The following is a 12515-nucleotide window of genomic DNA, read 5'->3' as shown; positions in this document are numbered from 1 at the left end:
AGCGTTTGGTTACTTGGCGCTCTTCCATGTGACCCGCCGTAAGGGCGGAACCAATACCAGCCGTTACCGCAGAAACGGATATGTGCACTGAGCGTAAATATTTACCCTTCAGCCCAAGGTGTAACCGTTATCGACCTTCCAGTCCTGACCATAGACACCCCGAGCCCCCTGCGACAACTGAAAAACAATCACATTGGCCACCGCCGCCGCATCGAGAAAATGACCGGGCAACAGACGTTTACCAAGGGTGTCCGCAACGTCGCCGAGCTCCCCCTCGCTCAACCCCAGGTTGTCCCACATCGAAGTCGCCGTCGGTCCCGGCGAGACCAGATTAATGCGCACATCAAATCTCGCAAATTCCACCGCCAGCGTCCGCGCCTGAGCCGCAAGCGCAGCCTTGCTGGCAATGCACGCAGCCAACCCGGGGAAGCTCGAACCCGTCAGGAAACTCCCGACAAACACCACCGACGCCGGGCTCGCCAATTCACCCCGCAACGCCGCCAGCGTATTCAACGCCCCGGCACCGTTGACCGACCACTGCCGCTGGAAGGCCTGCATATCCAGACTGTCGGCCATTTCGGCAATCCCCGCATTGGGCACCAGATAGTCCACCGGGCCCATCGCCGCCGCGCGCTCGGCCAGCTCGCGCAGGTCTTGCTGACGCGTGACATCCCCGGCAAACCACTGCAACCGTTCGCCGTAGATCTGCTGCAACGCCGGCAGTTCACCCAGGGTCCGTGACATCGCCAGCACCTTGACCCCGCGCGGTAACAGCGCGGCGCACAGTGCCAGGCCAATCCCGGCGCTGGCACCCGTGACCACCGCCAAACGATCCTGAAACTCGGTTTTCATCATTCACTCCTGGGCATCACGGATGCCAAGCACTGGGGACATAGCGAGCCCCTATCTTTGAACAAGAGAAGAAAAAACGACTTGACCGCGATCAGGCTTTTTCAACGGCGTTAGTGTTGCTGCAACAGCGCCGGAGTGATCTCGCTGAAGCGCAGCAAGCGACCACCCTGTTCAGCGGCAAGCTTTTCAGCGGCCTCGCGACTGGAGAACGACGCCAGCACCACACCCATGGCGCCTTTGAGTTGGGTGCCGACCACGTAGAACGCATCCTTGGCATCGATCAGGTGGGCGTCATCCGGCGCGTTCCAAGGGCTACGGCCCATGTCGTGGACATACAGTTTTGCATCGCCATGATGATTTTCCGGCTGCAACCACCAACCGATCATTTCCGCCGTGGAGCAGAACTTCTTGACCCCGGCCCGCTCGACCACTTCGCCCTTGGGCCCGGGAAATCCGTTGATGATCATCCCGCAGACATGGCATTCATCACTGGGATGAAAGGCTGTGGCGGCGCTGCTGTAGGTGGCTTGCGCCGGATTGTCACAGGCCGTCAGCAACAGGCACATCATCAGGCCCGCCACCGCGCGCATCGTCGTCAGATAAAAGGTGTTCATCGTCAACTGCTCCAAAACTATCAAAGTGGAAATTCATGTCGCCCGGCGACGAAACAACAGCCAGGCCGAGCCCAATGGCACCGCCACCCACAGCGACAGGCACAGCCAGAGCATCGAGCCCGGCATCGGCAAATCACTGCCCAGCGTCAGCACACCGGCGGTACTGGCGCCCGGCTCAAAACCGGAGAGATTGATCAAGCGGTAAATGTCGGCCGGATTGAGCAGCAGCAACCAGGGCAGCACTTTCGGGTTGAACTGCCCTTCGCTGAGCACCAACAGCGCCAGCAGTGCCAGGTCGAACACCAGCACGAAGAAGAACCACACGCCCAGCGCCAGCCCGGCCGCCGTGGACTTCTCGGCCGACACACTGCTCAGCACATAGGCCAGCCCCAGAAACCCCCAGCCCAGCAACGTCGACGACGCCATGAACCGGCCAAAAGCCCAGAGCAGCAGGCTCAGTTCGACATCGTCCACCAGCACGGCGATGGCCAGCATGGCGCAGCCGAAACCGATCAGTGTCGCCAGCGCCAGGATCAACCCGTGGCCGACAAACTTGCCCAGCAGAATCTGCCCGCGCCCCAACGGGTACGTCAGCAACAGCAGCAACGTGCCGCTTTCGTCCTCGCCGACGATGGCGTCATAGGCCAACAGCAACGCAATCAACGGCATCAAAAACGTTGCCAGACTGGCGAGGCTGGCGATGGTGGCCGGCACCGAGGTGAAACCCAATTGCCCGGAAGCTGCGGCGCCCAGCCAGGCGATGCCGATGGCCAACACCGCGAACAGCACACTGATCGCCAACAACCAGCGATTGCGCAAACCGTCGCTGAATTCCTTGCGGGCCATGTTCCAGACAGCGTTCATACGGCCTCCCCGATCGGCGCCGCACCGGCCCGGCTCATGTAGTAGCGGTAAATGTCTTCCAGCGACGGCTGATGGATTTCCACGTCGGCCGGTTCGTCTTCATTGAGCAGTTGGCGCAACAGCCCGAGCTTGCTGCCATTGAGCGCGGCCACTTCAAGCCCTTCGACGCCCCAGCGCTCGGTGACGTGCCCGGCGTTGTTCCAGCGTTGCTGCAAGGGGCCGGCGTGCTTCAGACCGTTGGCGCGAATCAGCGTCGGCAACCCGGCTTCCTCACGCAAACTGCGCAGACTGCCGAGAGCCAGCAGACGGCCCTGGGTCAGAATCGCGGCGCGGTTGATATGCGCCTCCACGCCAGGCAATACGTGGGAACAGAGAATGATGCTGGTGCCCTGGCTGCGCAGGCGATCAAGCAACCGATAGAGGTCCTGGGTCGCAATGGGATCGAGGCCGACGGTTGGCTCGTCGAGCAGCAACAAACGCGGCTCGCCGAGCAGCGCTTGCGCCAGCCCCAATCGTTGACGCATGCCTTTGGAGTAGGTCTTGACCCGCCGATGCGCCACACCGGCCAGGCCGACTTCCTCCAGCAGTGCGTCCACTTGAGCGGACGCGGCGCCTTTGAGTCGTGCGAAATGGCGCAAGGTCTCAACACCGCTCAGTTGCGGGTAAAACGTCACGTTCTCCGGCAGATACCCGAGCAGGCGCCGCACGTGGGGATCGCTGGGCAAACGGCCGAACACCCTGACCTGCCCTTCGCTGGGCTGGAGCAGGCCAAGCACCAGTTTCATGCTGGTGGTCTTGCCCGCGCCGTTGTGCCCGAACAACCCCAGCACTTCACCTTCCGCCAGGCTGAGGTTGAGCTGATGCAACACGGTGGCATGCCCATAGCGCTGGCTGACGCCTTCAATGTCGATGACGTTCATGGGGTGGGCTCCTGGGTCAGGGTTTGAGTGGATGACTTCATCAGCGGATGACTGTCCAGCACCCCCGGCGATTTCATCACCGGAAAGGCCCGTTGCACCCAGCGCAGCAACTCGATGCCGGGGCTGTTCATCAACAGGCGCACCTGCGGGTACAGCCACAGCAAACGGTCGACGTTGTCATTGGGTTCGTAGGCGATATCGCCGAGGCCATCGTTGTTGCGGTCCCAGCCGAGGTAATCACTCCAGTAATTGCCCCGGCCATCCGCCGACCATTCCTGCAAGCGGGTGGCGACGTACTTGACCTGCCGCTGGTTGCCGACAAAAGCGTTGTCGGCGATACGGTTATCTTCCGAGCCGGCGGTGAGATGGATGCCCACGGCGCTGTGCTCGAAGTGGTTGTGTTCGATGCTGTTGAACAGCGAGTTGTAGATGAACAGCGCCTTGCCCTCAGCACCGCTGATCATGCTGTCGCCGGTCGAGCCGTCGCGCACGTCAGTGACGAAGTTGTCACGCAAGGTTGAATAGGTGATGTAGTTCATCAGGATCCCGTAGTTCTGATCCTGTTCGGAGCGATTGCCGATCACCGTGAGCTTGCGGCTTTGCATCAGGGCGTAGCCCGTACGGGTGCGGCGGGTGGTGTTGCCGATCAACTGGTTATCGTTGGCGAACATGTAATGCACGCCGTAGCGCAGGTCTTCCAGGGTGTTGCCCTGCAGCAGGTTGCCGTTGGAGGTGTCGATGTAGATGCCATCGCGGGTGTCGCGGACCTGGTTGCCAATGACCTTGGCGCCGTGCACCGCATACAGATGAATGCCGTTGCCGCGATCTTGCGAGCGCATCGTCGGATCACCCTGGATGCGGTTGTCGATCAGGCTCACATCCTGCGTACCGTCGACCCAGATTCCGAAGCCCTTACCCTGCAGGCGATTGCCTTTAATGACCGCGCCATGGGCCTTGGGCTGGATAAACACCGCTGCATTCATGGCCGTGAGGTCGTGCCCCCAGTCCAGAAAGGTGCAGCCCTCGATGCCGACATCCGGCGCACTGATGATCAAGCCGTTGCCCTGCCCCTCGCCCTGAAATACCGCACCCGACTCGCAGACAATCTGCATCGGTTGATCGACGCTGAACGAGCCACGGTATTCCCCTGCCGGCAGGTGCCAGCGTTGATCGGCGTCCACCGTCAACGGCAACGTGATGATGGGTTGCACCGCCAGCGCGCTGCCGGACATCAGCAGGAGCGCAAGCGCAATGACCTTCACCGGGTTTCCCTTGCTATCAGTCATGGCTTGGCTCCTGTCGATGGGCAACGGTCAGGCCTTCTCGACCTTCATGCGGCCGACCATTTCCATGTGCAGCGCATGGCAGAACCAGCTGCAGTAGTACCAATGCAGGCCAGCCTTGTCGGCAATGAAAGTGATCGATGAGGTCTGCTGTGGGCTGATCTCCATGCTGACGCCATGGTTGGTCATCACGAAGCCGTGGGTCACGTCTTCAATCTGGTCGATGTTGGTGATGGTCACCGTGACCTCGTTGCCCTGTTTGACGGTGAACTCCGGCAGGCCGTAGGCCGGGGCCATCGAGGTCATGTAGACGCGCACTTTGTTGCCGTCGCGGATGACCTTGTTGTCGGTCTCCAGTTTGATCCCGTCCTTGGCGGCGATCGCCACGGTTTCGGCGAAAAACGGGTCGTTGCGGTCCCAGATTTTCTTGGTCTTGATCTGGTCGCGGCGGGCCATGACGCAGTCGTGGGGTTCAGCGAAGGCCGGGCCGTCGTGCACCAGTTTCATTTCCTCGCCGGAGATGTCGATCAACTGGTCGTTTTCCGGGTGCAACGGGCCGGTTGGCAGGAAGCGGTCTTTGGAGAATTTGCTCAGGACCATCAGCCATTTGCCGTCGGCTTCGCTGGTTTCAGTCAGCGACGCATGGTTGTGGCCCGGCTGGTACTGCACGTCGAGTTTCTGCTTGATGTAATTGACCTTCTCGCCGGTGTAGGCGCGAACGGCCTCCTCCACGTTCCACTTCACCACCTGGCTGTCGATGAACAAGGTGGTGTAGGCATTACCGCGGCCGTCGTAGGTGGTGTGCAGCGGACCCAGACCCAGCTCGGGCTCGCCGACCACCGCGTCACGCGGGTCCTTGAGTTTGTCGTCGAACAGATCATCCAGCTTCGCGGTGGCGATGATCGTGCAAGTGGGCGAGAGTTTGCCGGCGGCAATGAAGTACTTGCCATCGGGCGTCATGTTGATCCCGTGGGGGTTCTTCGGCACCGGGATATAACGGGTGAATGCGCTGTCCTTGCCCTCGGTTTTACGACCGTCGACCACCGGCACTTTCGAGCCGTCCAGGGTGATGAACTTGCCGGCCTTGATCGCCGCTTCGATGCGCTGGATATTGAACACCACCACCCAGTCGCGCTCATTGCGCATCATGCCGCCCAGGTCGTAGGCCTTCTCCGAGTTGTAGCAGGTCGAAGCCGCGTACTTGCCGGTGTAGTCGGCGTCGGTGTTGTCCAGGTTGCCGTCGACGATGACCTGGAAGGCCATCTCCATCTTCTCGGCATCAATGGCGTTGAACATCGTGTAGCTGTTCTTGTCCTGCAGGTCGAAGGTGCTGCCGTCATTGGGGTGCGGAATGACGAATTCGGCATTGGCAAACACATACTTTGTGTGCGGCATTTTTTGCAAACGCAGCCCGTGAACCGCCTGCACATTGGGCACGGTGAGCATCTTGTCGCACTTCATGATGTCCAGACGGATACGCGCAACGCGGCTGTTGGCTTTGTCGTTGATGAACAGGTATTTGCCGTCGTACTTGCCGTCGGTCATCGACAAATGCGGGTGGTGGCAGTCGCCATTCTGAAAATGCGCGCTGTCGCCCATGATCCGTTTGCTTTCGTTGGTCAGGCCCCAACCGGTGGCGGAGTCGACGTTGAACACCGGAACACGCAACAACTCGCGCATCGACGGAATGCCCATGATTCGCACTTCGCCCTGATGGCCGCCGCTCCAGAAACCGTAGTATTCGTCCAGCTCGCCCGGCCCGACGTGGGTTTTCGATTGCGCGTCCTTGGCCGCAGCCGCCCAGGTTTCACGGGTGAACACTGCGCCACCCAGAGCTGTAGCGCCTGCCAGTACGGCGCCGGTCACCGCGCTGGTGCCGAGGAAACCGCGACGACTGAAGCCGGTCGATTCCGGCACTTCAGCTACTTTTTTGGATTCTGTGTCGTTCATCAGGTGTTTTCCTTGAAGGGATAAAAACGGTCACTGCGGACAGGCGCTCGCGGGGTTCATTCCAGAGCGGTCACTTCCACGACAGGTATCAGTTGCACAGCAGCGGGTGACGCTTTGCTGCGCTTCTTGCGCTTGTTGATCAGCGGCGGGCATTTGTTGTCGTTCTGGTACGTCATCTGGCAATCGAGGCAGTAGTGGCACTCGTTGGCATTGATCCGGCCATCGGGATGAATCGCCTGGATCTCGCATTCCTTGGCGCACAGTTGGCAGGGCGTGCCGCAGTCCTTGCGGCGTTTGAGCCAGTCGAACAGGCGAAACTTGCTCGGAATCGCCAGCGCCGCACCCAACGGGCAGATGTAGCGGCAATAGACTTTGCGCGTGAAGAGGTTGATGACCAGCAGCGCCACCGCGTAGAGCACGAACCACCACTGGCGGTCGAACCTGAGGGTGATGGCGGTCTTGAACGGCTCCACCTCGGCGAACAGTTCGGCGGTGGACATCGACTCCAGGGAGATGCCGAACAGCAGCAGCAAAATGATGTATTTGATCGCCCACAGCCGTTCATGCACGGCGAACGGCAGTTCGTATTGAGGGATTTTCAGCTTGCGCGCGGCCTCGTTGATCAACTCTTGCAAGGCGCCAAACGGACACAACCAGCCGCAGAACACACCGCGGCCCCACAGCAGAATGCTGGCGGCGGCGAAAACCCAGAGCATGAAGATCAGCGGATCGGTGAGAAACAGCTCCCAGCGAAAATGATCGAACAGTGCATGGGCGAAGGTCAGGACATTGACCACAGACAACTGCCCCAGCGCGTACCAGCCGATAAACACCACGGTAAAGACCAGGTAACCGCGACGCAGCCAGTGCAGAAAATGCGGCCGGCGAGTGAACGTGTCTTGCAGGAACAGGATGGCCGTCAGCAGCAGCAACGCGGTGCCGAGTACGGCGATCTGAAAGTGTTTCTGGTACCAGATGTTCAACCACATTGGCCGGCTGGCTTCCTCGGTGGCGGCCAGTTCTTCGGCGCTGGGCAGTGGCCGTTCAAGGTAGGGCTCGGGCAATTGATAGGCCAGTTCGAAGCTGCTGAACGTGCCACTGAGCGGGCCGGTCTGACGACGCACCAGCAATTCCAGGGACCAGGGCGACCCCGGATCAAACTTCGCCGGCTCGCGCACAATGAAAATCGACATCTCAGTGAATTCCGGCATGCCCTTGGCAAACACGTCGGAGAGCCGCTGATGGTCCATGTCGCGAAAACTGATGACGTTGCCGAACTGACGTAATTGCACCCGATCGAAAATCCCGCCGCGCACATACCCCGAGCCTTTATAGGAAAACAGCCCACGACCCAGCACCGCGATGGCCTGCTCGCCGGGCTTGAGGTCTTGCATGAGGAAGCGATATTGGTTGTCGCCCAACAGCGCGCGGCCGATGGTCGGCGGATTCAGGTCGGCGGTGTACAGCTCGATAAAGGTCTCATCAACCTGATCGGCGCTGGCGTTGTCGACGCCTTCGGCATCGGTGCCCTTGAAGGCTGCGTCGACTTGCCCACGGGTCAGGTTCAAGCGGCGGATGGCGCCGTTGCCGGTCAGTTGTTCCCAGGTGGCGGGTTCATAAAAGTCCTGGCGCACAGTAGCGGGTTTGCGTGCCACACCGGCAGTGTCCTCGATCAGCTTGAGCGATACGGCCACCTCGTGGGCGGCGCGCATGATGACCTCGTTGACCACCATGGCGGTGACGGTTGCGCCGGCGATGGCATCGACCGTGACCGCGTTCGGGTCACTGGAATGGCCGACGACGACCCGCTGACTGACCTTGATGCCCTTGTACTTGGAGCTGAAGCCGTGAAGTTTTGCCTCAGGAATGCCAATCAGCAGAATCGGCTCGTGGTGTTCCAGTACATAGGCATCCTGAATCATGCCGGTCGTGTCGAGGATCACCTGGGTGTTGATCGGTTTGCCCGAGTAGGCCGGAATATCCACCACGTCCAGGCTCTGGAACACATAACCGATGACCTTGCCGGCGGCGGACAGCGTACGCACTTTGAACCGGCCTTCGGGGGCGGAAACGGAATCGGTTTGAGGGAAGGTTTTTTCGATGCGCTGCTGCTCGATGTCACCGTATTGCTTGGCCTGCGCTCCTTCGAAGGTGGCGAGCATCAGCATCAGCAGAACCACCAGCCCGACGCCCCAGGCGCGCAGGTTGGCGTGTATCGAAGGCTGATGGATTGTCATGGGTTCGCTGATTTCGAAAGGGCTTTCAGTCATGTTAGGGAGCGTTGCGCCCCCTGCCCTTGATTGAAATCAACTTAAGAAAGTAGCCCCGGAAGACAGGCCCCCGCCATTTCAGCCGCAACGCAAACCGTGTAGCAGCTGGCGAAGCCTGCGTTCGGCTGCGGAGCAGTCGTAAAATCAGACGATGCGGTGTTTCAGGAAGACCGAAAACTCAGGTTTTACGACTGCTTCGCAGCCGAACGCAGGCTTCGCCAGCTGCTACAAAGGGCGTGTTTTGCCTGCAATTTTTTCTTAAACCGTGCGTGAAAACTGGCCTTTTTGTTCACCACCCAGATAGGCGTCAAACGCCATCGCGGCACTGCGCATCATCAAATGCCCTTGCGGCAACAGCACCAGTTCGTCGCGGTGAATCTGTAGCAATCCATCGCGCACATGCTCGCCCAGCTGTGCCAGCGCCTCGGCAAAATACTCGGTGAAGCGAATGCCATGCCGCGTCTCATACTTGTCGAACGCGATACGGCCGTGGCACATCAGGTCGCTGATCACCTCGCGGCGCAGCAGGTCATCGGGGTTCAAGCGGTAACCGCGATGCACCGGCAACATCCCTTGATCGATACGGCTGTAGTACTGCGAAAGCTCCTTGACGCTTTGGCTGTAGCTGTCACCGACCTTGCCGATCGACGACACCCCAAGGCCGATCAAATCGCAGTCGGCATGGGTGGAATAGCCCTGAAAGTTACGCTGCAAGGTGCCATTGGCCCGGGCCAGCGCCAGCTCGTCATCCGGCAAGGCGAAATGATCCATGCCGATATAGACGTAACCGGCCTCGGTCAGACGGCGGATGGTCAGCTCGAGCAGTTCCAGCTTGCGCTCCGGTGGCGGCATGTCGGCGGGGCGAATCAGCCGTTGCGCGCGGACCATCTCCGGCAGATGCGCGTAGCTGTAGGCGGCAATCCGGTCCGGGCGCAGCGCGATGATCTTGCTGAGGGTGACGTCGAAACTCTGCACGGTTTGCAGGGGCAGACCGTAGATCAGGTCGACGCTGATCGACTTGAATTGCGCCTCGCGCGCCGCCGCCACCAGCGCATAAATCTGCTCTTCGCTTTGCTGGCGATTGACCGCCGCCTGCACGTCGGGGTCAAAATCCTGCACGCCGAAGCTCAGGCGATTGAAGCCCAACAGGCGCAACGACTGAATCTGCTCGGTGCTGATGGTGCGCGGGTCGACCTCGATGGAAAACTCATGGTCATCGCTGTCATCCATGTTGAACGCCTGGTGCAGGCAGTCCATCAGGTCCGCCAGCTGCTCGCTGGTCAAATAGGTCGGCGTGCCACCCCCCAGGTGCAACTGCGTGAGTTTGCGGGTGTTGTCAAACAAGGCCGCCTGCATCGCGATTTCACGCTTGAGGTACTTCAGGTACTCGACGGCGCGATGGGTTTTCTGAGTAATGATTTTGTTGCAGGCGCAGTAGTAACAAAGGCTTTTGCAGAACGGGATGTGGATGTACACCGACAACGGTTTCGGCGCAGCCACTTTATTGCTGTCGCGGGCGGCACGCTGATAGTCGTCAACGGCAAACGCCTGGTGAAACTGCGGTGCCGTGGGATAAGAGGTATAGCGCGGCCCTGGGCGGTCATACTTTTCGACCAGGGCGCGATTGAAATCAAATGTCGTGTTCATGATCGATCAACTCGCAATGGGGTTAATGCTTCGCACCGCCCAAGTCCTTTTCAAACAGGTTGCAGATGGCATCCACTTCCGGCCGACCGGCGGGAAGGATGCTGATGAAACGGTCTGATAACTCGATCAACCCGTCCCGGCTCAATTGCTCCAGCAATGGCCAGACGGCGGAGAAGTACTTAGAAAAAACCAGCCCATAGCGCCTCTCGATGGCGCGGATATCCAGTTCCTGATCACAGGCCAGGCGCTCCATGACCATTTGCCTGATCTGATCCCCCGCCTCGAAGCGCCAGCCTCGACACGTCGGCAATTGCTTCATGTCCAGTTGCTGTTGATAGCGTTCAATCTCGTCGGTGTTTTGCGTGTACAAATCGTCGATCTGGCTGATGGCGCCCAAGCCGAATCCAACATGATCGCAATAGCCGTGACGGGAGAAACCCTCACAGGTACGGCGCAACCGGCCGCGCTCCTGGGCGACCGCCAGATCATCATCAGGCCGGACAAATTGCCCCAGACCGATGTAGTGATAACCCGCACCCAGCAGTTGCTCGAAACCGATCTGGCGCATCGCGCCTTTATCGTCCTGGCTGCACAGCGCTCTGACTTTGTCACCGAGCACCGGCCGATAGCGCCGTGGTGGCCGGGCATAGTCGAACACCATCAGCCGGTCCGGCTCCAGCTCGATAATGGTCGCCAGCTTCAGCGCAAAACTGTCTGGCGTCTGCCAGGCATGGCCAAAACCCAGATCGACGTTGATGGACCGAAAGCCAAAAGTGCGCGCAGCATCCATGAGCGACTGGATCGGCGCCGGGTTCTGGTAGCAGGCCACCGACCTGTCACAGTCGGCGTCGATATCCGGCACGCCGATGCTGACGTGATTGAATCCTTGGTCGCGCAGCAACCGCATGGTCGACCAGTCGGTATGGTGAAGGTCGACCTCGACGCTGTAGTCGCCGCCGTCATGTTCAAGAAAGTTGAACCGGCCACGCAGATGACTCATCAGCCGCTCCAGATGGGCAGGCGCAGGTGTTCCGCCTCCCAGATGAAACTGCTCGACCCGTTGTTCCGCGCCCAGGTGACAACCGACGAGGTCGATTTCACGCTCCAGATGCTGAAGATACTGCTCGATACCGCTGTGCTCGCCGACGACATCGCGCGGGGAACAGGAAGACGGCTTGAGGCTGGAAGGCAGCTGCACGTTCAGGGACAGCGGTCGGCATTTCTGGCGGCTGACGCGCAATGCACGAAGCAGGTCCAGAGAGCCAATACCGTCATGAAATTTTTGCGTGTCGGCATGACAGTTAGGGTCAAGCACGCCTTGATCGCACCGAGCGATCAAAAACTCGCCGGGGTTGTGAAATAAATCGAGCATGACGGTCTCCGAGACTGGCTGCGGACTTCCAGTCTCCGGGTTTAACCATCAATGCTCCTTGATTTGCGTCAAGCGCAAGCGAAGTGTCTGCACAACGGACCACCGGTCAGCCCCGATTACCACGTCAGGTAAAACATGCCCTTGGCCAGCAGCACGATAACGACCATGTGGCAGAACAGGCTGCCATGGATGAAGTGCAGGTATCGCGGGCTCATTCGGCCGCTTTTGAATAAAAACATGGCGCCCAGGAAGTGCAGCAGAACACTCACGGCTACCGCGATTTTCAACGCCAGCAATGTGCCGAACGATGAGGCCAGTGGTGAGGCAAGGGCTGGCAAGTAGCGCAACCAGACCATGCCCAACCCCGCACCGAACAACACCAGCAGCACCCACGGCATCAGCGAGCGGGCCCGGCGACCGATCCCCTGCTCCACCAGCAGCATCACCCTGGCGGGTAGCTGTTTGCGGATGCTTTCCAGGAACAGGACTTCGAAGAACACCGTGCCGATGAAGATCAGCGCGGCAAACAGGTGCAAGGTCAGAATCAGCGGATAGATCATGATGTTTTCGCCTTGGGTCAAGGCAACCCGCGCTACGGCGAACATTGGGGTGAGCGCACTGGCTGTCGGTCTCTGGAGACTACAGAACCCGCCTGGCCATGCGGTTGACACCGATCAAGAAACCGGCAAAACCCGTGCATATCCGTTTCTGCGGTCACGGCGGCTGGCGGTTTCGCTTTTACA

11 protein-coding genes are annotated in these 12515 nt (G+C 59.9%); 1 reads left to right on the top strand and 10 read right to left on the bottom strand.

Features of this window, described 5'->3' with window-relative positions; genetic code table 11:
- Positions 1 to 108 precede the first annotated feature (108 nt).
- The 10 genes from VD17_RS12885 to VD17_RS12840 form a co-directional block, all read right to left on the bottom strand.
- A complete protein-coding gene (locus VD17_RS12885) occupies positions 109 to 852 on the bottom strand; it encodes an SDR family NAD(P)-dependent oxidoreductase (RefSeq protein WP_046054144.1) in 744 nt (247 codons plus the stop codon).
- Between the two features lie 110 nt (positions 853 to 962).
- Positions 963 to 1466, bottom strand: a complete 504-nt coding sequence (locus VD17_RS12880; RefSeq protein ID WP_046054143.1) for a nitrous oxide reductase accessory protein NosL — start codon at positions 1464 to 1466, stop codon at positions 963 to 965.
- A 33-nt stretch (positions 1467 to 1499) separates the two neighbouring features.
- Positions 1500 to 2330: an ABC transporter permease gene (locus tag VD17_RS12875; RefSeq protein ID WP_033062172.1), complete on the bottom strand. Its 831-nt coding sequence runs from the start codon at positions 2328 to 2330 to the stop codon at positions 1500 to 1502.
- Positions 2327 to 3250 (bottom strand): ABC transporter ATP-binding protein, encoded by a 924-nt coding sequence (locus VD17_RS12870; protein WP_046054142.1) that lies wholly within the window; start codon positions 3248 to 3250, stop codon positions 2327 to 2329. The genes VD17_RS12875 and VD17_RS12870 overlap by 4 nt, the downstream gene beginning before the upstream one ends.
- Entirely contained in the window at positions 3247 to 4536 is a 1290-nt protein-coding gene (locus VD17_RS12865) for a nitrous oxide reductase family maturation protein NosD (RefSeq protein WP_046054141.1), read from the bottom strand. The genes VD17_RS12870 and VD17_RS12865 overlap by 4 nt, the downstream gene beginning before the upstream one ends.
- Before the next feature lie 27 nt (positions 4537 to 4563).
- On the bottom strand, positions 4564 to 6486 hold the full coding sequence (nosZ, locus tag VD17_RS12860; RefSeq protein ID WP_440130567.1) for a TAT-dependent nitrous-oxide reductase: 1923 nt from the start codon (positions 6484 to 6486) through the stop codon (positions 4564 to 4566).
- Positions 6487 to 6539: 53 nt separating this feature from the next.
- Positions 6540 to 8753 carry a transcriptional regulator NosR gene (nosR, locus tag VD17_RS12855; RefSeq protein WP_046054139.1) on the bottom strand — a complete coding sequence of 738 codons (2214 nt, stop codon included), beginning with the start codon at positions 8751 to 8753 and terminating at the stop codon, positions 6540 to 6542.
- 258 nt (positions 8754 to 9011) lie between these two features.
- On the bottom strand, positions 9012 to 10400 hold the full coding sequence (hemN, locus tag VD17_RS12850) for an oxygen-independent coproporphyrinogen III oxidase (protein WP_046054138.1): 1389 nt from the start codon (positions 10398 to 10400) through the stop codon (positions 9012 to 9014).
- Between the two features lie 22 nt (positions 10401 to 10422).
- Positions 10423 to 11772 carry a coproporphyrinogen III oxidase gene (locus tag VD17_RS12845; protein ID WP_046054137.1) on the bottom strand — a complete coding sequence of 450 codons (1350 nt, stop codon included), beginning with the start codon at positions 11770 to 11772 and terminating at the stop codon, positions 10423 to 10425.
- Positions 11773 to 11888: 116 nt separating this feature from the next.
- The gene (locus VD17_RS12840; RefSeq protein ID WP_046046915.1) at positions 11889 to 12332 is read right to left on the bottom strand and encodes a CopD family copper resistance protein; all 444 of its coding nucleotides are present in this window, start codon (positions 12330 to 12332) and stop codon (positions 11889 to 11891) included.
- Between VD17_RS12840 and VD17_RS32455 the strand changes: the two genes are divergently transcribed.
- The coding region (locus tag VD17_RS32455) for a hypothetical protein (RefSeq protein WP_221174433.1) at positions 12331 to 12515 on the top strand (185 nt) is incomplete at its 3' end. The genes VD17_RS12840 and VD17_RS32455 overlap by 2 nt on opposite strands.

The organism is Pseudomonas fluorescens, assembly GCF_000968015.1.
In the GTDB taxonomy this organism is placed as follows: domain Bacteria; phylum Pseudomonadota; class Gammaproteobacteria; order Pseudomonadales; family Pseudomonadaceae; genus Aquipseudomonas; species Aquipseudomonas fluorescens_W.
This window is presented reverse-complemented; position numbering and strand designations above follow the sequence as displayed.

Coding starts and splice junctions, on each gene's coding strand:
- VD17_RS12885 (WP_046054144.1), bottom strand. CDS start 852: ATGAAAACCGAGTTTCAGGATCGTTTGGCGGTGGTCACGGGTGCCAGC.
- VD17_RS12880 (WP_046054143.1), bottom strand. CDS start 1,466: ATGAACACCTTTTATCTGACGACGATGCGCGCGGTGGCGGGCCTGATG.
- VD17_RS12875 (WP_033062172.1), bottom strand. CDS start 2,330: ATGAACGCTGTCTGGAACATGGCCCGCAAGGAATTCAGCGACGGTTTG.
- VD17_RS12870 (WP_046054142.1), bottom strand. CDS start 3,250: ATGAACGTCATCGACATTGAAGGCGTCAGCCAGCGCTATGGGCATGCC.
- VD17_RS12865 (WP_046054141.1), bottom strand. CDS start 4,536: ATGACTGATAGCAAGGGAAACCCGGTGAAGGTCATTGCGCTTGCGCTC.
- nosR (WP_046054139.1), bottom strand. CDS start 8,753: ATGACTGAAAGCCCTTTCGAAATCAGCGAACCCATGACAATCCATCAG.
- hemN (WP_046054138.1), bottom strand. CDS start 10,400: ATGAACACGACATTTGATTTCAATCGCGCCCTGGTCGAAAAGTATGAC.
- VD17_RS12845 (WP_046054137.1), bottom strand. CDS start 11,772: ATGCTCGATTTATTTCACAACCCCGGCGAGTTTTTGATCGCTCGGTGC.
- VD17_RS12840 (WP_046046915.1), bottom strand. CDS start 12,332: ATGATCTATCCGCTGATTCTGACCTTGCACCTGTTTGCCGCGCTGATC.